Here is a 20944-nt window from a genome sequence, read left to right as displayed (position 1 = left end):
AAAGCTACCAATAACGCTTCAAAGCATATAAAATGCAGCAAAAATCTGCCGGAAAGCATAGTAGTGTTTAAACAACAGGTTGTTTGTTTAGCTTTCCGTAGTTGTAAAGTATAGGCCATTTATACTTCACAGATCAACCAGTTATGGTAATGCTTAAGATTTGGAAACCTTATTAAACAAGGCGATAAATTCAGGCATGGATTTGAAGCCGGAAACATTTTCAGGAAAGAAGAGGCAGTCGTTTTGTACCTGCAGGCCATACACATAGATCTGGCAGTCGGTAAACCGCTCGGATAATTTATTGATATAAGCCTGCAGGTTGCAACGCTCAGGCGCAGTTGTTAAAACAGTACAGATATAATCAACTTTAAACTGGGCATACGTGCGCTCCAGGTCTTTAAAAGGCAGGTTCTGGCCCAGGTAAATAACATGCTGGCTGTTTACTTTAAGTATATAGTACATATACAGAAGTGCCAGTTCGTGTAGTTCGCCTTCGGGCAAGTATAAAATATAGGTTGGCGAGTCCGGTGTATAATGTACACCTTCCGCATCAATGGCAACAATTAATTTCTGGCGGATCAGGTTACTGATAAAATGCTCGTGTGCAGGCGTTATGTTTCCGGTTTGCCAAAGGATACCAATCTTATTCAGAAACGGGTAAATCACATCGAGCATAGTAGCCATAAAACCCCATTTAGCCACCGCATTATTCAAGGTCTGCTGAAACTTCTCCTCGTTCATATCCACTGTCGCGCTAACCAGAGCATTGATGTATTGTGTGCCCCGGCAGGCGGTTTCGCAGAGTAACTTTACTTCTTCCAGAATCTGGTCTGGGGCCATCTGCGCAATCTTGGAGATTTTATAGCCACGCTCATTGAGCAAGGAGATATTGAGCAGATTTTTAAGGTCGGCATCAGAATAATAGCGGATATTCGTATCCGTACGTTGCGGACAAAGTATATGGTAGCGCTGCTCCCAGATGCGGATGGTATGCGCCTTTATGCCTGATAAATGTTCGAGTTCTTTAATGGTGTACTGAGCCACGCTTATTTCTTTTTTGTACGGATTGATTTGCCAGCCTGAAATATTTGGGAGCCACCCAAAGCATTCCAAAAGATTGAGAGCCCTCTTTGCCCTGTGTTTTATGATGTACTTTATGCGCCATGTTCAGAGCTTTCAGGTACACGTTTGCGGTTTTTCTAAACAGCTTAATGCGCCTGTGAATAAAAATATCATGGATCACAAAGTAGGCAAAGCCATACAACGATATACCCACACCTATCCAGAACAGAAACCAAAGCGATCCGTGTCCGAAAATAAAACATAGCATCGCTAGTGTTCCATAAAAGGCAAAGAACAAGTCGTTCCGCTCGAAGGCGTGCTTATGCGGTACATGATGGGATTTGTGCAGCGACCATAAAAAACCATGCAGCACATACTTATGCATGGCCCAGGCAACCACTTCCATCACTACAAAAGTTAAGAGCATTATACCGATGCCTGCTATCATGACAACTCAACAACTAGGTTAGCAAATGGTTTAGATAATTGTTGACCTGATTACCAAATAAGCGTTTCTTTGTTCAGGAAGGCAGCTATTCCGCGTTGGCAATCTTCGCTGCCACGGGCTACGGCGTTCATTTCGGCTGCGTAGCGCAGGCCTTCATCCAAAGTCATTTCCTGCACGCGGCCGATCATCTCTTTGGTAACTTCCATGGATTGGCGCGAATTCTGGGTGCAAAGCTTACTGGCAAATTCAAATACACGCGCTTCCAACTCGGCTGCAGGCACAACATAATTTACCAACCCAAATCGCTCTGCTTCTGAAGCCGAGATCAAGTCACCGGTCAGAAGTAATTGTTTGGCGCGTGCCTCTCCTATTTTGCGTAGCAAAAACACTTTTACGATAGCAGGTATAAATCCGATCTTTACTTCGGTATAACCAAACTTTGCTTCCGGTACGGTAAAGCCAAAATCGCAGATGGCAGCCAGACCGCATCCGCCTGCAATGGCATGCCCGTGTATCTGCCCGATCACCACCTTTTTTAAAGTATAAATCAAGTGGAAAAGCTGCATCAGGTGGGTTGAGTCGGCCAGGTTATCCTGGTAATCGTTGTTCTGAAGTTGCTGAATGTATTCCAGATCGGCACCGGCGCAAAACACGTTCCCTTCAGCACGCAACACAATTACCTTACAAGCTTCATCGTCTTCTGCATTGGCAAAGGCACGTTTCAGTTCGGCTACCACTTCATAATTAAGTGCATTCCTTTTTTCTGAGCGGGCCAGCGTAATATAGCCTACCCGGTCTTTCAGTTCATAATGCACAAATTCCATTGTTTCGTTTTCAGTTATGCTGTTCATTTTATGTGGGGATCTTTCTAAAGTATGGATTTTACCGGAAGTGCCGGCATTCAAATATACGCAACTCTGCCGGCAGCGCTTTACAAAAATAAGGAACTGCAGCTGTATTTATAACAAACTTAATTTGCTAACGAACGTTAGGTTGTATATATTTGTTGAATAACTATGCAACTAACCCTGAGCAGAAAAGAACAAATAGAACAAACCGCTACTGCCCTTTTTAAATCAAAAGGGTTTTCGGCTACTTCTATGCGCGATTTGGCTACGGCTTTAGGCATAGAGGCTGCCAGCATTTATTCTCACATCAAATCGAAAGAAGAAATACTGCAGCGCGTATGTTTCCGGATGGCAAATGAGTTTTTTGAAGCATTAGCCAAAGCCGAATCTGCTCCCAGCTCAGCTACCGAAAAACTAAAGAATGCCATTGTAGCCCATGTGTTGGTTTTAACAAGCAATACAGCTGCTTCTGCGGTTTTCCTGCATGAGTGGCGCCACCTGAGCGAGCCTTTCTTAGCGGATTATCTTTTGCTGCGCGACCAGTACGAAGCGCGTTTCAGAAGTATAATAAAGGAAGGCATAGCCAACGGCGAGTTTACCGTTCCTGACGAAAAGTTTGCAGTCCTGACCATTTTCTCAGGCCTTAACTGGATCCACACCTGGTACAACCCAGCCGGCAAAATGACTCCGGTCCAGATCGCTGAAAACCTATCGGCGATGCTTTTAAACGGATTAAAGAATAACAACAACTAAGTATATTACACGCGCCTCTCTTACCTTAAAACGAGTACCCTACTAAACTAAACCGCCGGACTGGAAACAGTCCGGCACCATTACCAGAACTTAAAACGAAAGATATTATGTACGGAGGAGGAAATGTTTTTGAAGCGACCAAGTTCGACGACCTACAGGCCGAAGACCCTGTAAAACTGGCTGAATTTGAAGCACGCATTGCGCGTGGCGAAAAAATTGAGCCAAACGACTGGATGCCGCAACTTTACCGCAAGCAGCTTATCCGCATGATTGAGCAGCATGCCCATTCTGAAATTATTGGTGCGCTGCCGGAAGGAACATGGATTACCCGTGCGCCTGGTTTCCGCAGAAAAATGGCGCAGATGGCCAAAGTACAGGATGAGGTTGGCCACGCACAGTTACTCTACAGCGCTGCCGAAACGCTGGGCAAATCCAGAGAGCAGATGCTAACCGACCTGATCAACGGAAAGTCTAAGTACTCGAATGTTTTTAACTACCCTGCTTTAACCTGGGCCGATTCTAATGTCATTTCCTGGCTGATTGATGCCGGTGCTATTGTAAACCAGATGGCAAATGCGCGTGGTAGCTATGGCCCTTACTGCCGTGCCCTGGATCGTATCTGTGCTGAAGAAGCCTTTCACTTAAAGTATGGCCATGATGCTGTAGTACACTTGGCAACTGGTACTCCGAAGCAGCGCGAAATGGTGCAGGCAGCGCTTAACCGCTGGTGGCCTCCGATCATGACCTTCTTCGGTCCTTCCGACAAAATGAGTACGCATACCGAAACCCTGATGCGCTGGAAAGTAAAAATGGCTTCGAATGACGAGTGCCGCCAGCAGTTCCTGGATATGTATGTGCCGAAGATTTGGGAACTTGGTTTAACTGTTCCGGATCCTAACCTGAAAAAGAACGCCGAAACCGGCCAGTGGGAATTTACCGAACCGGATTGGGACGAATTTAAGCGTGTAATTAATGGTGATGGCCCTTGCAACGCAGAACGCCTGGCCGTACGCCGCACTGCAGAGGAACGCGGAACCTGGGTACGCCACGCCTTGCTAAACCCGAAAGCTAAATACGTGAAGCCGCTGGCTTAAACTGAATATAAGTCCTGGGTTAAAAGTATAAAATCTTCTAACTCAGAACTCAGAATTCTTAACTCAGAACTATGCTGAAGTCATTAGACCCACGAGTAACCCGACTGAACCTGCCGGATGGCGAAGTACCGAACATGGAGCCGAAGCAGGAACTCGATCAGTTTGAAACCTACGAAGCGTTCCATCAGAAAAAAGACGGCGCAGCTTTTACCTATGTTGGCCCTGTGCATGCGCCAAACGAAGATGTGGCATTCCTGTTTGCAAAAGAGCAGTATAGCCGCCGTTTTGCCTGCGTTGGCCTTTGGATTGCCCGCACCGAAAACATCATGGTTACGCCTTATGTAGGCGATACCGAATCGGTGTATGATATGATCGCGATAGAAGAACCTGCAGAAAGATCAGCCGAGCCGGAGAAGTATGAAATCTTTCATCTCAAAAAAAGAGGCAAAGCGCATACCCACGTGGGCCGTGTTTCTGCTACATCTTACCAGGAAGCACTGCAGGAAGCAAAACAACAGTTTGGTGAAAAGCCTCCGGTTGTGAATGTATGGGTCGTAAAATCAAAACACATCTTGCAATCCGCTGAAGAAGATAAGGATATGTGGTTCACGATCCCGGAAAAGAAGTACCGCGAAGCCACTGCCTACAAGGTAATGGACAAAATCACGAAGTATAAAGCAGAAAATAATAACGCTACTGTATAGCTATGAACGAGTTAGCCCTGAAAGACCTCCTTTATAAACTTGCTGACGATCAACTTATACTTGGTCATCGCAACTCAGAATGGACTGGCTTTGGCCCTATTCTGGAGGAAGATATCGCGTTCTCGTCTATGGCGCAGGATAAGTTAGGCCACAGCCTGGCTTTTTATACGTTGCTGCACGAGCTTGGCGAAGCTGAACCTGATACTGTTGCCTTCACCCGTAATGCAGAGCAATTCCATAATAGCCAACTGGTGGAGCTTCCGAATGGCGAGTATGATTTCAGCTTGATCCGTCATTTTTTGTATGATAACGCAGAGATCATTCGTTTTGAGATGCTTTCGCAGTCAGGCTACGAGCCAATTGCGAAAGTAGCTACCAAACTGAAAGGTGAAGTAAAATACCACGTGCTGCACGCCAATACCTGGATTAAAAACTTAGGTGCCTCTACTGAAGAAGCCATACTTCGTTTGCAAGCCTCTTTAAACGAAGCGCTACCTTATGCATTAGGCATGTTCGAAAAATCAAAGTATGAGCAGGAGTTGATAGAGGCTGGCGTTTATGCAGGCGAAGAAGCTGTGAAAGCAGAATGGCTGAACCGCATCCAAACCGTACTTGCTAAAACAGAACTTAAACTGCCTGCTTTGGAAAGTATTGAACCGGTATTGGGCGGGCGTTATGGCGTACACACGGAGCATCTTCAGCCACTTTTAAGCGAAATGTCTGAAGTATTTGATATCGATCCTACTGCTGAATGGTAATTTTTAATGTAGCACGATATACGTATCAAGAACCACGACTTTTTACTTGAGCAGTTATAACGCTAATCAAAAATCTTGATACCTGATACTTGCTACGAAATACGAAAAGGATGACTAAAGAACATATCTTAACGCTGCTGGAAGAAGTAAAGGATCCGGAAATACCCGTTTTATCGTTGGTAGATCTGGGTGTGATTACGGACGTTATCATTTCAGAAGCAGCGCATGTAACCGTACACATGACACCGACTTTTGCCGGTTGCCCTGCCATGGATTACATGAAAAAAGATGTGGAGCGTACCCTGGAAAAGTATGGCATTAGCAGTTACAGCGTTATCATGTCGTTTGATAACCCCTGGAACAGCAACAAAGTATCCGAAAAGGGGCGAATAGCGCTGAAAGAGTTCGGGCTTGCGCCTCCGCCAACTTACAACTTAATCTTAGATCTCGACATACTGGAATACGCGGAGTGCCCTTACTGCAACAGTACCAACACTACCCTGCGCACACCTTTCGGCCCGACACTATGCCGCTCGATGCATTATTGCAACGATTGCCGCCAGATGTTTGAGCAATTCAAGCCACTGTAAAAAGTATAAATAAATATAAAACAAAGACGCCTGCTAAAGTATAGCAGGCGTCTTTGTTTTATAAAGTATGCTTGTATTAAATTTTCTCCATTTCGGCTTTAACAAAATCAGCCAGGCTCTTAATATACGCCGTACTGAAATCGAATTTGATTCCGGCGGCTTCGTATACTTCTCCAATCGAAACAGTATAACCTAAAGCCAACGCGCGTTTGTAGGCAGCAAGTCCATCGGTAGGGTTTTCCTTGTAGTTTTTCCAGACGGCAATAGCACCCAGTTGCGCCATCGCATACTCTATGTAATAAAAAGGCACTTCGTAAATGTGCAGCTGCTTTTGCCACGAATAGGCTTTATACTTTTCGAGCCCAGTCCAGTCTACCAATTTGTGGTTGAACGTACCAAAAATGCTTACCCAAGCTTCCTGGCGCTGCTCTTGCGAGTGTTGCGGGTTTTCGTAGATCCAATGCTGGAATTTATCTACCGTAGCTACCCACGGGAATGTTTCCAGAACGCTTTCCATGTGCGTTTTTTTAGCACGGCGCAACTCATCTGCATCTTCAAAGAACGTATCCCAGTAATCCATCGAGATCAACTCCATCGACATAGAAGCCAGTTCAGCAACTTCGGATGGCGGGTGTTTGAAAGCGTTTAAAGTAAGGCCGCGCGTCAAGAAAGAATGCACCGCATGGCCGCCTTCGTGCAGCATCGTGATCACATCGCGCAGGCTGGAAGTAGCATTCATAAAAATAAATGGTACTCCAATTTCATCCAGCGGGTAATTATAACCGCCCGGCGCTTTCCCTTTTCTTGATTCCAGGTCGAGGTGGTTCATTTCACGCATGGTAGCCAGACAGTCTCCGAGGTAGGTATCAAGCTTATAAAAAACCTGCACTGTTTTCTCGAGTAATTCCTGCCCAGTCGTGAAAGGCTCTAAAGGTTTTTTACCGCTTGGGTCCACGTCCAGGTCCCAGGGCTTTAGGGTATCAATGCCAAGTTCATTTTTGCGCTTTTCATCCAATTGTGTCAGCAAAGGCACAATTGTTTCTTCAATCGAAGTATGGAAATCAAAGCAATCCTGTGGCGTGTAATCGAAGCGGCCCATAGCAGCAAACATATAATCCCGGAAATTACCGAAATCAGCGTTTTTGGCCACTTGGGTACGTAAGTTCAGCAATTCATCAAACAGGTCATCCAGTTTCTGGCGATCCTGCTGGCGGCGTTCCTGTATGGCAAACCACGCTTCTTCGCGCACAGGGCGCTCGTTGCGTTTCAAACGGTCAGCGGCGCGTTGCAGCGTCATTTCCTCGCCATCCAGTGTTACCGTCATGGCGCCTGTAATGGCTGCATACTGCTGCTGCTTGGTGCTGATCTCGGTGTGCAGGGCAATGTTTTCTTCCCTGAAGATTTCTAGCGCGCGCCCTACGCCACGTAAATAAATTCTGTATTTTTCCTGATCCACCTCGCCCAGGTAAGACGAGTGCATCAGTTTCAGGTTAAGTTCGTGCTCATAAGGGGCGATCTGAGGTTCTATTTCAGAAACAAAATATTGAAAAGCAGTGGTTACTGCTTCGTTCTGCGTATCGCAGGTCATCCGGATGTAGCGCCAGCCCAAGTCTTCAGATAAAACACTTTCTAGTTCGCTGCGGTCCTGCATCCATTTTTCCAGATCTTCCACACTGGTAATGGGCCGGCTCTTCAGTTCTTCAAAGTATGGTTGGATGGTATCCCAAGTTTCAACTTTAAAGTCGTTGGCCAGGTAATTTCTTAGTTTGCGTTCAGGTATGGTAATGCTGGTTGATGCCATATATAGAAAGTATATATAAAAGTTGTAAGGTACTAATTTCCAGTGATAGTACAAAAGTAAAACGGAACCATCCCTTTTATTGGTGGTTCCGCATACTGTGTACGTAAGATCAGTTTATCCGATCTCGATTACTACATTACTTGTTAACGGGTGGCCGACACAGTTCAGTACATACCCTTCATCCAATTCGGCATCTGAAAGGCCTTCGCGCTCGTCTAAATGCACTTTGCCACTCAGACATTTGCCACGGCAGGCTGTACAAAGCCCTGCCTGGCATGAGTAAGGCAAATCGATATCCTGATCCAGTGCTGCTTCCAGTATCGTTTGGTCGGGCTCTACGGTGAAACTGTATTCAGCTCCTTCGTAAATTACGGTTACAGTTTGGGTGGTAATTTCGTCTTCATCGGAAGCGCTAACGTCGCCATGTTGCTCGCTCTGCTGGGCATCTACAAGCTTGTTGCTTACAAAACTTTCGCGTAGGATCCGTTCCGCTGGCACATGCAACACTTGCAGGGCACGTTTTACTTCTTCCATCATCCCTTCCGGGCCGCACATAAAGTATAGCGCATCCTGTACTTTGGCTAGCTGCAGACTTTCCAGAATTTTAATGATCACGCTCTGGTTCATGCGGCCTTTGTGCTCGCAGGAGAATTTCGGCTGACTGAAAATATAAGCAATATTCAGGCGGCCGCTGTACTGCTGCTGCAAAGCCAGCAACTGGTCTTTAAAAATGATTGAGTTTTCGTCGCGGTTACCATAAAGTAAGGTTACGGTGCTGTTCGGCTCTTCGGCTAAAACAGTTTTTAAGATCGACATAAGTGGTGTTACGCCACTACCTGCCCCAAAAAGTATAACATTTCGCTTTTGTGTCGGCTCGCAGGTAAGGCAAAAGTTGCCAAGTGGCTCCATCACCTTTATTTCGTCGCCCACTTTAACATGATTGAGCAGGTAATTAGACATTAGCCCGCCTTCCACGCGCTTTACGGTAACAGACAAACGCGGCTCGCCGGGCTTACTGCTCAGCGAATACGAACGCCTGATTTCTTTTCCCTCAACAGGAAGTATAAGTGTAAGAAACTGGCCAGGTTTGTAAGGTATCGTTAGGTTATCGGGATGCTCGAAATGTATGGTTATGGCATCTGAAGTTTCTGGCGTTATATCCACTACCTTCAGCGCGAAATAAGGGCTACTCATGCGGTTATGTGTTAAATCTAAAGTTGAGTGTTCTACAGGAAATATAGAGTCGAATTTACGACAATCTGTACTGTTCCGTTAAATAAACGGTTAAAAAGTAAAGATTTTTATAAAAAGCATCCTTGTAGCTTAAAAATATAATATTAGTTATCGTTTATATTAAAAAAATCCTTCAACTTTACAGTAAATTACAAAGCAGGTAAAATCAGGTAAAAAGTTTATACTTGCCTGGTGCTGCTCATGGCAATCCCGCACTTATTGAAAACAAAATGCTGTACAAACTGACCCTAAAAAACTGTGAAAAAACGGTGGTAGTAGACGACCGCACGTACGAGTACATTCAAAACAATGCCTATCTACAGCAGATAGAATTTCTGAAGCACCTGCGTATCCACTCAAACGGGTACGCGTTCTTTCAGAAAAACTGGCCGCTCAAGAATGGCAAATACCGTAACGAGACCATCTACCTCCACAAAATGATTGGCGAGCAGCTGATCGAAAAGCCTGAAAGTGAGATCCGGCTTTACATGCACTTTAAGAACGGTAACAAACTAGACTGCCGCCGCGAAAACCTGGAATGGGCACCACTCTGCAAAATTGTGCGTAACACCTCCAAAACCGAAAACAAACTGGGCGTGCGCGGTGTGCACAAAGAAGCACAGAAATTCCGGGCCATTATCCACTTCAACAAACAGCGCATTAATTTAGGTACTTTCGAAACATTGCAGGAAGCCGCCCAAGCCTACAGCAAAAAATCGGAAGAGCTTTTCGGGAAAACCAAAAGCCTGAAAACGATGAGCAAACTGGTGGAAGAAGTAAACTAACTTTTACGCTGCACGAGCATACTTTAAACTGAAAACCTTATTTTTGTTTTAGTTTATACTTTAAGAGCGGTTTAATTAACCGCTTTTTCTTTTATACTATGGATACGACAAAAAACTTAAGCGCTATACTTGGCCGCCATACTTTTGCTCCTGTGCTGGCAACAGACCTTAACGCGGATGCTGTTTGCCTCCTTGATTTTACTGCTGCCAACGAGCTGCTGCAACAAACCGACCTGCGCGATACAGCTATCTTTAACGATACTGTAAACCAACTCCTGCAGGCTCAGAATGCAACTGTTGGCGTAGGGGGCTACTTAGAGAACAGGTTTATTTACAGCCGAAGCGCTCATTTTGATGTAGCCGCCGAAAGCCGCGACCTTCATTTGGGTGTAGATGTTTGGATCGAAGCCAGCACACCCGTTTTTACGCCCTTAGATGCGAAAGTACACAGCTTTCAGGATAACGCTAACTTCGGGGATTACGGCCCCACCATTATTCTGGAGCACGAACTGGAAGGCACCACATTCTATACTTTGTACGGACACCTGAGCCGTACCTCGCTGGCTGGCCTGGAAGTTGGAAAGCATTTTGCCAAAGGCGATAAAATTGCGGAAGTAGGCCCTTATCCTGAAAACGGCGATTGGCCGCCGCACCTGCATTTCCAGGTTATCAGCAGCATGGATGAAAAGTATGGCGATTACCCGGGCGTGGCTACTTTAGCCGAAAAAGAAAAGTATAAAGTGCTTTGCCCCAACCCAAACCTGATCCTGAACTGCCGCCACTTGCCTTTGTAAGTTCCACCTGCTTTTTTAAACATCCTACTTTAGCGCTGCCTCCAAAAGGTAGTGCTATTTTATACTTCAAGAACGTATGCCAGCTTTAGATCAATACCAGGATATCGCCATTAATTTTATACTTGTATATGGCCTGCGCCTGATTATAGCCATTCTTATTTTACTGATTGGTTTGTGGGCAATAAACAAGTTTACAGCTTTTGTATTCAGGTTGATGGAGCGCAGGAATGTAGACGAATCGCTGCGCCCTTTCCTGAAAAATATACTGGGCATTGCGTTGCGCATACTTTTACTGGTAGTGGTAGTGGCGCAGCTTGGCCTTGAAATGACTTCCTTTATTGCCGTACTTGGTTCGGCTGGCCTGGCTGTTGGTTTGGCGTTACAGGGCAGCCTTTCTAACCTGGCAGGCGGCGTACTTATACTTACCATCAAGCCATTCAGGGTAGGTGATTTTATTGAAGCGCAGGGCCAGCGTGGTACGGTGCAGTTGATCAACATCTTTAACACTGTACTGAAGACTGCTGAAAACAAAACGGTTTACATGCCTAACGGCCCGCTTGCCTCTACCGTCGTTGTCAATTATTCGGTAGAGCCAACGCGCCGGGTAGAGCTTGTTTATACTGTTTCGGTGAACAATGCTATTGGCAAAGTGCGCCAGCTTATACTTCAAACGGTACAGGCTGATGCACGCGTTTTGCCTGATCCGGCTCCTGTACTTGTGGTCACTAGCTTTACCGATACACTTATCACGCTGACTGCACAAGTATGGTGCAAGCGCCAGGATGCCGGTAACCTGGTATGGGATCTGAATGAACAGGTAAAAGCTGCGTTCGAAGCCAATAATATTGCTATTTCTGTTCCTAAGTAACCTATAAATCAGCCTGAAAACATCTTTTCAAAAACAGTAAAGCCCGGCTTTTAAGAGCCGGGCTTTACTGTTTCCTACTTTAAGCTGAAAGCTCGTTAATCGAATTTAATTGCTTTTACCGGCTTAATTCTGGAGACCATAGCGGCTGGTATCAGGATGGCCAGCATCGTTAAAATAAGCGTTATCAGGTTCAGGCCAAGTATAATCCCGATGTTCCAACTGATCGGAACGGTATCCATGTAATAATTTTCAGGGTCTAAAGGAATAAATTTAAAGTAATGTTGCAGCGCACAGAACCCAATGCCAATTACATTCCCCCAAAGCATTCCTTTCAGCGTTAAGTTAAGCCCCCTGAAGTAGAAGACCTGCCTTATCTGGGCATCCGTAGCGCCTACCGCTTTCAGCACGCCGATCATATTTATCCGCTCGATGATCATGATAAACACCGTGGAAACCATGTTAAAAGTGGCTACAAAAATGATCAGTACCAGGAAAATAACCACGTTTTTGCGCAACAGCTTCAGCCAATCGAACAACTGAGCGTGCTGGTCTGTAATTTTGATGAGTTGCAGGTCATAGTTCATCTGGTCGAATACTACCTCGGCAATCTGGTCGATCTGGTTAAAATCATGCAAAATAATTTCGACGCCACCAGCCAGTGTATCAGGCCACCTGTTCAGCTCCCGGATCAGGGCAATATCGCCAATCACAAAAACTTCATCAAACTCCTCCAGGCCTGTATTAAAAATGCCTTTCACTTTTAGTTTACGGGCGCGTGGCGGGTTTTGGATAAAGTGGAAAATAGCTTCATCCCCAACTTTCAGATTAAGCTTGCTGGCAATCCGCTGACTTACAAGCACCTCTTTGGAAGAAGCCGTATCACTAAATGTAATCAGCTGCCCTTCCAGCAGGTTCTGCTCCATTGCCTTCAGGTTATACTTGCTGTCCACCCCTTTCAACACAACACCAAGTACCTCTTCTTCTGATTTGATAATAGCAGTTTTGCGGGCGAAATACTGGATGTCTTTTACGCCGGGGATAGAATCCGAAAGGCCAATATTTTTGTTGATCGGTGCACCCTCATAGGAGTTATTGGTGTCGTATTTGCTGATCTGCAGGTGTGCTCCAAAACTGAAAATCTTCTGGCTAATCTCGTTCCGGAAACCTTCCAGAATAGAAAAGGACACAATCATGATGGCAATGCCGGCTGCTATGCTGATAATTGCTATTTTTGTAACCGATGTCGTAAACGAGCCGGCCTGTACTTCTGATATTTTGTCGGATATATACCTGGAGATGTTCACTCGCGTTATTTCTAATCTAAACTGCCTTAAAGATAGGTATGAATTTTGACTTCTTCCTTATGACGATGCTACAGCCTTTACTTATACTTTATACTTCGGTGCTGCTTGCCTTTGGCAGCTGTTCCCCCAAACAAGCTCCTGCCACACAACCGGAAGTGCAGCAGCAACCTCAGACTGCACCTGCAAAACCACAAGCTGCGGTGCTGAAAACCGGCGCTGAACAACTGGAACGCTACCTGCCTTTGCTGAAAAACAAGCGCGTCGGGTTAGTGGTCAATCAGACATCAGTTGTTGGCAAATCGCATTTGGTTGATACCTTGGTTAGTCATGGCGTAAAAGTAGTTACCATTTTTGCACCCGAACATGGTTTCCGGGGCGAAGCCGATGCAGGTGCATACGTAAAAGATGCAAAAGATATTAAAACTGGCCTGCCCATAATTTCGCTCTACGGTAAAAACAAAAAACCATCCGCAGCGCAGGTAAAAGATATTGATGTGCTGCTGTTTGATATCCAGGATGTGGGCACGCGCTTTTATACGTACATCAGCACGATGCATTATGTAATGGAAGCCGCTGCCGAAAACAACAAAGCCGTCCTTATACTTGACCGCCCTAACCCGAACGGGCACTATGTGGATGGCCCGGTGCTGGAGCCTGAACACAAATCGTTTGTGGGCATGCACCCGATACCGATCGTGCACGGCTTAACAGTTGGTGAACTGGCCCAGATGATTAACGGCGAAAAATGGCTGGAAGGCCAACGTCAGGCAAATATCACAGTTATTCCGGTAGTGGGTTATACACATGCTACTGCTTATACTTTGCCCGTAAAGCCATCGCCTAATTTACCTAACGCGCAAGCTATTGCCCTGTATCCTTCGCTTTGCTTTTTTGAGGGAACAAACGTAAGTGTGGGCCGTGGCACGGAAATGCCTTTCCAGGTAATTGGGAGCCCATACTATAAAAACAAAAGCTTCTCGTTTACGCCTGAAAGTATGCCGGGCGCTGCCGAACCGCCTTACAAAAACCAGGTTTGCTATGGCCTGGATTTAACGCAGCCATCCGATGCACAACCTTTCACGCTTACCTATTTGCTTGATTTCTACAAAAACTCTACAGATCAGGCCAAATTCTTTAATACCTTTTTTGAGAAACTGGCAGGAACAACCGCTTTACGCCAGCAGATCATAGCAGGCAAAACCGAAGCTGAAATCAGAGCCAGCTGGGAGCCGGCTTTAGCAGTATATAAGAAATTACGCAAGCAGTATTTGCTTTACCCCGACGTTAACTAACCTATGAACCAGGAATTACGCATCGTTTTTATGGGCACACCAGATTTTGCTGTGCCTACTTTACAAGCGCTCGTGGAGCACAACTATACGATAGCCGCCGTTATTACCGCACCAGATAAACCGGCAGGACGCGGTCAGAAAATTCAGCAGTCGCCGGTTAAGGAATATGCTGTTTCGCAAAGTATACCTGTGCTGCAGCCCACCAATTTAAAGTCAGAAGCGTTTTTAGAAGAACTCCGCAGCTACAAGGCAAATTTACAGATTGTGGTTGCTTTCAGGATGCTGCCGGAGGTGGTTTGGGCGATGCCGGAGTTGGGTTCCTTTAACATACATGGGTCGTTGTTGCCGCAATACCGTGGGGCTGCGCCTATCAACTGGGCTATTATTAATGGCGAAAAAGAAACAGGCGTCACTTCCTTCTTCCTGAAGCACGAGATTGATACTGGCGACCTGCTTTTCCAGACGCGCGTGCCTGTGTTGGAGGAAGATGATTTCGGAAGTATGTATGAGAAACTGAAGTATGAAGGTGCTACCCTGGCCATCCGGACGGTGCAGGCTATCGAGCAAGGTAACGTGCAACCGCAGCCACAGCAAACCACTTCTGAAACCAAACATGCACCCAAGATTTTTAAAGAAACCTGCGAGATCAACTGGAACCAACCGGCCAAAACTGTGCGCAACTTTATTCGGGGACTCTCGCCCTACCCTGCCGCCTGGACCCGCTTTGATGGTAAAACTTTTAAAATTTTTAAAACCGAAGTCCTGGAAAACGCAGCTTATATGTCTGAGCCAGGCCACCTGATCACGGATAACAAAACCTACCTGCATGTGCAAACTGCCGATGGCGCTTTAGCTATACTGGATTTGCAGATGGAAGGGAAAAAACGGATGCCAGTGCAGGATTTGCTGCGAGGTTATACTTTTAAACAGGAAACAGCATGATAACGATTGTAGTAGCCGCCGCCGAAAACAATGTGATCGGGAAAGATAATAACCTGATCTGGCACTTGCCTGCCGACCTGCGCCACTTTAAAAACCTGACGATGGGCCACCCGATGCTAATGGGCCGCAAAACATTTGAATCAATTGGCAAGCCGCTTCCGGGCCGTACTTCCATTATCATAACCACCCAAAAAGATTATACTGCTGAAGGATGCATCATCGCGCATTCTGTGGAAGAAGCCTTGGAAAAAGCGAAGGCCTTGGATGAGCAGGTAAGTATAATCGGCGGCGCTGAAATCTATAAACTCACGTTGCCTCATACAGATGTGGTGCAACTAACCCGCATACATCATACTTTTGACGGCGATGTATACTTCCCGGCTCTCTCTGAAAATGAATGGGAACTTGTATCCGAAGAGAACCACAGACCGGATGAGAAAAACAAGTATAGCTATACTTTCCAGGAGTTCAGGCGTAAATAAAAAAGTATGATTTAAGCTTACTGATAAAAGTATAAAGTATAAAAAAAGCGGTTGGAGATTTATCCAGCCGCTTTTTTTATACTTTATACTTTGTGTGCTTATCTCAGAATGTAAAGCTTACCGTAGCCGTTCTTGAAAGCTTTATCGCCGCGCGAGTTGCGGTGCTTCATTTCTTCGTCTACTTTGCTCATGACCACGCGGTACAGGTATACGCCGTTGGCCAGCTTATCTCCGTAGGTATCGGTTCCGTCCCAGGCATATTCTGTTTTGTTATTACCGATGCGCAATGGCCCGAGCTCTTCCTTCATGATTTCTTTTACAACTTTACCAGTTACCGTCATGATCTGGATCTTCATGTTCTCCGGAATCTGCTGGCCTGTTAAGGTGAAGATGAACTGCGTTTTAGAAGAGAACGGATTCGGGTATGGATAGAAATTGGTAACTGATGCTTCGTTTACAACCTCAAAGCCAATCTGGTAAGGCGACAAGCCCGATGCTTTTCCGGTTACATCTTTCGCCTGTACCACCAACATATACTTTCCGTTGGCCAGTACTTTTGGCTTATATTCTAACCTAAAATCGTTCTTCTCATCTGCCGGGAAAAACTGAACTTCCTGCGGATTGTTAACCAGCGAAATTTCTTCTTTTTCTTCCTGACCATCCTCATCTTTCCTCACCATCACAACCGACATTGTCGAAGGATCTTTCAGGAATTTATGGCGGTTTTCATCCCGCACCGTGATACTTATAACCGGTTTCGGCGAAATCAACTCGCCATCCATGATATGCACGCCATCAAAAGCCACATCCAGCACCGGGTGTGTGGTGCCATCTACTTTAAAGCTTACTTCATAAATATTGTTGAAGTATTGCTGCTCAGCTAAGATTCTAGGGTTAACATAGTAGCTCAGTTTATAATTGCCGGTAAGTCCTAAAGTAGACATACTGTAATCGAAGTATACCACCTCTTTTGCAGCAGCTGCTTTAATTTTGAAAGTCTTCATTTCAGCAGGCAAATCATCCCCGGAAACGGTTACCTGCACTGTGATCGAATCCTGGAAGGCGGTACCGGAGATGTTCTCGAAGGCCATGGGCACTTTTATACTTCCGCTTCTGGCTTGTTCGGTAATCGTCTGCTCGTCTGCTTTTACCAGATCCGGCCTCACGACACCTTCCGGGGCAGCATCGTAATAAACAAACCATTGTTTTAATTGTGGCGCAGTACGTTCTTCCGTATCCGCAAGAGCTGCTCTCAACTGCAACGCAGGATATTTTTTAGCATCTATATTGGACAAGTCAAGCGCTTTATTTTTGATGTCCTGCTGCAGTAATGTTTGTTTGCCATCAGCATCAACACCAATCAAATCTAAGGTATAACTATCGTTGCCCGCTTTGTAGCGCTCTATGTTGTGGTAAAGCGTTCCCCACTTCAGAGCGGGCCCAATTAGTGTAGAAGTAATCGTACCCTGGGTCTGCTTGGAAAGAAGGTTAACTTTTAAGTTAATTTCCTGACTCGTTGGGGCTGGTAATGCCGGGTCAAGGATAGCCGTCATTTCCTGTGCCGTACCCGGCGCGCTACCTTTACGGCCTACTATACCGTACGGATAACCATCCTTTACATCATTTATTTTGCTGGCCCCAATCCTGCCAAATGCTTCTTTTAACGAAACCGGGAAACTTTGGAAAGCAACTTTATTTAAGCTCATGCCTATTACATGATACCCTTCCGGAACCGTGTTCAGAAACTCTTCCATCCTGGCAAGGCTTGTTCTCCCTGCTGCTGTCGGGGCCCCTTTGCTATCCAGAGCTATCACAAACTGATAAACAATCGGGTAATAAGCGCAGGCTACCTGCGGTACTAAATTGCTTACTGCTTCCAGAGTTTTGTCATTAACCACCATCATATAAAATATGGGGTTTGACGTAACCGTCGGATCACCGCACGGAGGCAGTAATTCCATTCTGTTCTGGAAAAAAATACCATGTGTAGGGCTACTGAATTTTAACCCGCTCCCAACAGTCTTAACACCTATTTCAACCCGAAGAGGTGAGAACTGCCACTTATCCTCTGTCCGCTCCGCTCTTTCTACTTTTTCCGAAGTGTTTGTTATAAACTGATCGTGATGGCTTTGTGACCAGCCATGCTGTCCGTTTTTGATTAATCTGAAAGAACCGCCAGCCCATACGGTATCTTCGCCTACCGCATAATTCTGAAAGCGCGCCCGCCAGTAATACACGGTACTGTCTATACTTCCGTTAACTGATGCCAGGTTAAGTTCCCAGGTTGGCATTTGGACGTTACCGGTCGTGTAGGTTTGCTTAGCTCCGCTTTTAAAAGTTTTAATCGTATCTACTTCAAAATGGTACCCAAGGCGGCTCTCATCCAATTGTGTTGACTGGGTTATTATTTTAACATTGCTTTCTGTAACAATGCCATTATCTGCAGGAGTAATGGCAGTAAGCCCACTAACAGGGAAGTAAAACTCAAAATTACCGGTGTTATTGTTTTCATCAAATTCGTCAAACGCATTCGGGCTATCCAATACGATTTCGAACTTGTTCATCCCTGCCGCATTAATACCTTCATTGTTGACAGGTAGCTCCAGTATAGTCTTTTTAAGAATAGCTCCTACTTTGATGGGCTCAGACTCGATAATCGAATTATCACTAAGGGTCCGTTTGATTTTTACAGTTACCTCATCAGGCAAAGCTTTACCTCTGTTGTCGACTTTAACTTTGATGTTCAATTTCGGGGATGAGGCAGTTACCGGCTCATTCTTATCTGTTTTTACTTCAAGCGTATTGCCATTAAAAGTATAATCAGGCTTATCCGGCGTATACATGCGTACAGCAGGATCGCCCTGCATCACCATTTCCAGCAGCATAGCTGTTGTAATGCCTCCTTCTGTAGTGGCCGTATTAGTTGGAGTGCTTTTAGCAACTTTCCTGATTGTTTCTATCTGTACCTCTCCAATCGGTTTTCCGTAGTGCGCCTGCTCCTGGAAAGCTGTTGCGTAGAAGTTCTTTGAGTAGATATCCAGGTATTTGTCATAACCCGATTCTACGTGAGCAATCATGTTAATGGCTCCTTTGCGGGGCGTCAGTAACCAGTCTTCACCAAATGAAACACTATTAGGCAGAAAGGCATCTCCTGCGCTGCACCCGTTCATTAAGATTACCGGGTACTTGCCTTCATTTTTATAATCCAGGTTTTTAGAGACATACCCGATATCCAGATCCGTTGTACCAGGTGAGCTATGCCCAAAGAAGGTAACAAGCGATACGCCCGCGTTAATCTCTTTGGATACATCAACAGACTCTACCACCTCACTTACGTTTTGTCTGTATTTTTCAGTTACATACGCTCCCAGCAGAGGTCCTTCGGCCTGTAGCCTGTAGCCTGTCAGGTAGGAACCGATACGGGCTATTTCATCTGGTCGCGATCCTCCTCCTAACTGCAGAATATTCTTTCGCCATGCTTCAGTTTGAGAGAGCTGTTCGTGCTCCTTTATTTTTTGCAGGTAGTTAAGTATATCATCAGGTTTTGTAGCGGTAATTCTGCCCGTTGAAATTCTAGGATGATAGGAGTTATTTCTGAAATCGGCTGTGAATAGAATGTCAGACGCCGGCACCCCTCCCGCCGGAACAAAATCCAAGGCTCTAACAGTTGCGCTTCTGAAGTTACCTTTATTTACTGTTATACCTTTGCCCATGAGCAGCAAGTGCTTTGGCGCTCCTGAGGTAAGCATAAATTCCGAAAATTTCCGTATTGCTACAGCGGAATATTCCCCGTAATGAAACTGGTCGATCAGATCGTCTATCATGACAACTAAAGGCTTGTAACCACCACCTGCAGCAGAAGCTCTATAAGCAACATATTGCTCGGGCGCGGTTAAAAATCTTTTGTTTGAAACAATAAGATAGTCGTAAGCTGTCGGGTCTATCTGCTTAAATTCTACTTTGCTCTTTTTGCCGGCAGGCTTAAAAGTTCTGGATATGTCGGTCAGTAACAATTTATGGCTTCTCCGATCTTCTGCATCTACTGCGAACCCTCTTTTACCATTTACATTATACCCAGCTATACGGATGATATTTGCCGGATCAGTTACATCATAAGCTACCACGCTTGCAGGAACTGCAGCACCAGATAAGCCAGAAAACTCATAATACGGGTTAGTTGATTTTGTTGAATCAGTATAAACAAAAATAGGAGTGGCCTTGTAAATACTTTTCTGCGGAAAGGTTAGTACTGATAAGGCAACGCTTATTTGGTTTTCTATTGTTTCATGCGCATCAGGCAAAGATTTTACAGCTACTCGGCCTCCTGAAATATCAGAGAATTCCAAAACTGAACCAGCACTTACATGTCCATCGCCAACAAGTACATGCCGGGCTATTTCACGTGTAATATTTGTTGTATTAGTTACCCTAATAGCAAAATTATGAGTAATATTTCCTCGGGCATAGGCTACATATTTTAAGTATGGCTTAGGTCCGGATGGCTCAATATCCGTAATTGAATTTATATTGTAGGTTTTCTCAAATCTTGATGTATTAGGAATATTTCCTTCGCCCGCATCCATCCAAGGCAAGGTGTTTTCGCCATACTTTTTACCAGGATAGTAGGTTGTTAAATTACCCCCTGGTGCATCAGCCTGCACAATTTTCTGTAGATGATAAGGTTCCGGCGTGCGACCTTCGATTGCAGGATTGATTTCGCGCATACGCTTGCCACCCTGCGGGCTTACTGTTAAAAAGTAAGAAGCCGTATCGGTATATAAACTATAAAGCTGGTGCACCTGATGAGCTGGATTCTTATATAGTTCAGCGTCGAGTGCGCCGTTATTCCGTTCTCCGAAAAACTCCACATAATCCTGCTGATCCAGGCGGTCGTCGGCTTGGCCAGCAACATAAATGGCTACCTCCTGCCCCCTTCTGAAAAGCTGGAGATGCTTAGGATTAACACTTGCCAAACCAAGGCTATCTAAATAACCATAGCTAAGGCGGTGCAGGCCAGTATTAATAACTTTGATCTTATAGTAGGGCTGGTCAAACCTGATCCATTCGTTTCCGAAATTTGTCTGGGCCTGGGCTGCACCGGACAACAAGCCGAAAAGAATAAAAAAAAGGGCAAAGCAGATTTGCTTTTTGGGAGTAAAATTTATCATCGGCTTTTCAGCTAAACA

General features: G+C 45.4%; 18 protein-coding genes. 11 read left to right on the top strand and 7 right to left on the bottom strand.

Annotation, left to right across the window (positions count from 1 at the left end):
- Window positions 1-153: 153 nt before the first annotated feature.
- From DP923_RS13110 to DP923_RS13100, 3 genes are read right to left on the bottom strand one after another with little or no spacing between them, the layout of a single operon-like run.
- The gene (locus DP923_RS13110; protein WP_112306329.1) at window positions 154-1044 is read right to left on the bottom strand and encodes a MerR family transcriptional regulator; all 891 of its coding nucleotides are present in this window, start codon (window positions 1042-1044) and stop codon (window positions 154-156) included.
- Window positions 1025-1510: a sterol desaturase family protein gene (locus DP923_RS13105; protein ID WP_112306328.1), complete on the bottom strand. Its 486-nt coding sequence runs from the start codon at window positions 1508-1510 to the stop codon at window positions 1025-1027. The genes DP923_RS13110 and DP923_RS13105 overlap by 20 nt, the downstream gene beginning before the upstream one ends.
- A 50-nt stretch (window positions 1511-1560) precedes the next feature.
- Complete coding sequence (locus DP923_RS13100) at window positions 1561-2334, bottom strand: enoyl-CoA hydratase/isomerase family protein (RefSeq protein ID WP_112306698.1); 774 nt, start codon at window positions 2332-2334, stop codon at window positions 1561-1563.
- A 192-nt stretch (window positions 2335-2526) separates the two neighbouring features.
- Here DP923_RS13100 and DP923_RS13095 point away from each other — a divergent pair, with 192 nt between their 5' ends.
- The 5 genes from DP923_RS13095 to paaD all read left to right on the top strand — a co-directional run bounded on the left by DP923_RS13095 (window position 2527) and on the right by paaD (window position 6257).
- Window positions 2527-3111 (top strand): TetR/AcrR family transcriptional regulator, encoded by a 585-nt coding sequence (locus DP923_RS13095; protein WP_112306327.1) that lies wholly within the window; start codon window positions 2527-2529, stop codon window positions 3109-3111.
- A 107-nt stretch (window positions 3112-3218) separates the two neighbouring features.
- Complete coding sequence (paaA, locus tag DP923_RS13090) at window positions 3219-4205, top strand: 1,2-phenylacetyl-CoA epoxidase subunit PaaA (RefSeq protein WP_112306326.1); 987 nt, start codon at window positions 3219-3221, stop codon at window positions 4203-4205.
- A 71-nt stretch (window positions 4206-4276) separates the two neighbouring features.
- Complete coding sequence (locus DP923_RS13085; protein WP_112306325.1) at window positions 4277-4909, top strand: phenylacetic acid degradation b; 633 nt, start codon at window positions 4277-4279, stop codon at window positions 4907-4909.
- Between the two features lie 2 nt (window positions 4910-4911).
- The gene (gene paaC / locus DP923_RS13080) at window positions 4912-5667 is read left to right on the top strand and encodes a 1,2-phenylacetyl-CoA epoxidase subunit PaaC (RefSeq protein WP_112306324.1); all 756 of its coding nucleotides are present in this window, start codon (window positions 4912-4914) and stop codon (window positions 5665-5667) included.
- 110 nt (window positions 5668-5777) lie between these two features.
- Window positions 5778-6257, top strand: a complete 480-nt coding sequence (paaD, locus tag DP923_RS13075) for a 1,2-phenylacetyl-CoA epoxidase subunit PaaD (RefSeq protein WP_112306323.1) — start codon at window positions 5778-5780, stop codon at window positions 6255-6257.
- A 76-nt stretch (window positions 6258-6333) separates the two neighbouring features.
- Here the strand turns inward: paaD and DP923_RS13070 are convergent, their stop codons facing one another.
- Entirely contained in the window at window positions 6334-8058 is a 1725-nt protein-coding gene (locus DP923_RS13070) for a M3 family oligoendopeptidase (RefSeq protein WP_112306322.1), read from the bottom strand.
- A gap of 114 nt (window positions 8059-8172) precedes the next feature.
- Window positions 8173-9252: a ferredoxin--NADP reductase gene (locus tag DP923_RS13065; protein WP_112306321.1), complete on the bottom strand. Its 1080-nt coding sequence runs from the start codon at window positions 9250-9252 to the stop codon at window positions 8173-8175.
- 269 nt (window positions 9253-9521) lie between these two features.
- Here DP923_RS13065 and DP923_RS13060 point away from each other — a divergent pair, with 269 nt between their 5' ends.
- The 3 genes from DP923_RS13060 (at window position 9522) to DP923_RS13050 (ending at window position 11738) form a co-directional block, all read left to right on the top strand.
- Window positions 9522-10076 carry an AP2/ERF family transcription factor gene (locus tag DP923_RS13060; RefSeq protein WP_112306697.1) on the top strand — a complete coding sequence of 185 codons (555 nt, stop codon included), beginning with the start codon at window positions 9522-9524 and terminating at the stop codon, window positions 10074-10076.
- A gap of 98 nt (window positions 10077-10174) precedes the next feature.
- Window positions 10175-10870, top strand: coding sequence for a peptidoglycan DD-metalloendopeptidase family protein (locus DP923_RS13055; RefSeq protein ID WP_112306320.1), 696 nt, complete (start codon window positions 10175-10177; stop codon window positions 10868-10870).
- Between the two features lie 76 nt (window positions 10871-10946).
- Window positions 10947-11738, top strand: a complete 792-nt coding sequence (locus DP923_RS13050; protein ID WP_112306319.1) for a mechanosensitive ion channel family protein — start codon at window positions 10947-10949, stop codon at window positions 11736-11738.
- A 95-nt stretch (window positions 11739-11833) separates the two neighbouring features.
- Here the strand turns inward: DP923_RS13050 and DP923_RS13045 are convergent, their stop codons facing one another.
- On the bottom strand, window positions 11834-13042 hold the full coding sequence (locus DP923_RS13045; RefSeq protein WP_112306318.1) for an ABC transporter permease: 1209 nt from the start codon (window positions 13040-13042) through the stop codon (window positions 11834-11836).
- A gap of 65 nt (window positions 13043-13107) precedes the next feature.
- On the opposite strand from DP923_RS13045, the gene DP923_RS13040 reads away from it, so the two are divergent.
- Genes DP923_RS13040 through DP923_RS13030 form a run of 3 tightly spaced genes read left to right on the top strand, consistent with a single transcriptional unit; the run spans window position 13108 to window position 15758 of the window.
- Window positions 13108-14334, top strand: a complete 1227-nt coding sequence (locus tag DP923_RS13040; RefSeq protein WP_112306696.1) for an exo-beta-N-acetylmuramidase NamZ family protein — start codon at window positions 13108-13110, stop codon at window positions 14332-14334.
- Between the two features lie 3 nt (window positions 14335-14337).
- Window positions 14338-15276, top strand: coding sequence for a methionyl-tRNA formyltransferase (gene fmt / locus DP923_RS13035; protein WP_112306317.1), 939 nt, complete (start codon window positions 14338-14340; stop codon window positions 15274-15276).
- Window positions 15273-15758, top strand: a complete 486-nt coding sequence (locus DP923_RS13030) for a dihydrofolate reductase (RefSeq protein WP_112306316.1) — start codon at window positions 15273-15275, stop codon at window positions 15756-15758. Before fmt ends, DP923_RS13030 begins: the two co-directional genes overlap by 4 nt.
- 98 nt (window positions 15759-15856) lie before the next feature.
- Here DP923_RS13030 and porU2 read toward each other — a convergent pair whose 3' ends face one another.
- A complete protein-coding gene (gene porU2, locus DP923_RS13025) occupies window positions 15857-20926 on the bottom strand; it encodes a putative type IX secretion system sortase PorU2 (RefSeq protein WP_112306315.1) in 5070 nt (1689 codons plus the stop codon).
- Between the last annotated feature and the right edge of the window lie 18 nt (window positions 20927-20944).

This window comes from Pontibacter arcticus, from assembly GCF_003284895.1.
Taxonomy (GTDB): domain Bacteria; phylum Bacteroidota; class Bacteroidia; order Cytophagales; family Hymenobacteraceae; genus Pontibacter; species Pontibacter arcticus.
Note: the sequence above shows the minus strand (reverse complement) of the source record. Positions and strands in the feature narration are given on the sequence as shown.

Coding starts and splice junctions, on each gene's coding strand:
- DP923_RS13105 (WP_112306328.1), bottom strand. CDS start 1,510: ATGATAGCAGGCATCGGTATAATGCTCTTAACTTTTGTAGTGATGGAA.
- DP923_RS13100 (WP_112306698.1), bottom strand. CDS start 2,334: ATGGAATTTGTGCATTATGAACTGAAAGACCGGGTAGGCTATATTACG.
- DP923_RS13095 (WP_112306327.1), top strand. CDS start 2,527: ATGCAACTAACCCTGAGCAGAAAAGAACAAATAGAACAAACCGCTACT.
- paaA (WP_112306326.1), top strand. CDS start 3,219: ATGTACGGAGGAGGAAATGTTTTTGAAGCGACCAAGTTCGACGACCTA.
- DP923_RS13085 (WP_112306325.1), top strand. CDS start 4,277: ATGCTGAAGTCATTAGACCCACGAGTAACCCGACTGAACCTGCCGGAT.
- paaC (WP_112306324.1), top strand. CDS start 4,912: ATGAACGAGTTAGCCCTGAAAGACCTCCTTTATAAACTTGCTGACGAT.
- paaD (WP_112306323.1), top strand. CDS start 5,778: ATGACTAAAGAACATATCTTAACGCTGCTGGAAGAAGTAAAGGATCCG.
- DP923_RS13070 (WP_112306322.1), bottom strand. CDS start 8,058: ATGGCATCAACCAGCATTACCATACCTGAACGCAAACTAAGAAATTAC.
- DP923_RS13065 (WP_112306321.1), bottom strand. CDS start 9,252: ATGAGTAGCCCTTATTTCGCGCTGAAGGTAGTGGATATAACGCCAGAA.
- DP923_RS13060 (WP_112306697.1), top strand. CDS start 9,522: ATGCTGTACAAACTGACCCTAAAAAACTGTGAAAAAACGGTGGTAGTA.
- DP923_RS13055 (WP_112306320.1), top strand. CDS start 10,175: ATGGATACGACAAAAAACTTAAGCGCTATACTTGGCCGCCATACTTTT.
- DP923_RS13050 (WP_112306319.1), top strand. CDS start 10,947: ATGCCAGCTTTAGATCAATACCAGGATATCGCCATTAATTTTATACTT.
- DP923_RS13040 (WP_112306696.1), top strand. CDS start 13,108: ATGCTACAGCCTTTACTTATACTTTATACTTCGGTGCTGCTTGCCTTT.
- fmt (WP_112306317.1), top strand. CDS start 14,338: ATGAACCAGGAATTACGCATCGTTTTTATGGGCACACCAGATTTTGCT.
- DP923_RS13030 (WP_112306316.1), top strand. CDS start 15,273: ATGATAACGATTGTAGTAGCCGCCGCCGAAAACAATGTGATCGGGAAA.
- porU2 (WP_112306315.1), bottom strand. CDS start 20,926: ATGATAAATTTTACTCCCAAAAAGCAAATCTGCTTTGCCCTTTTTTTT.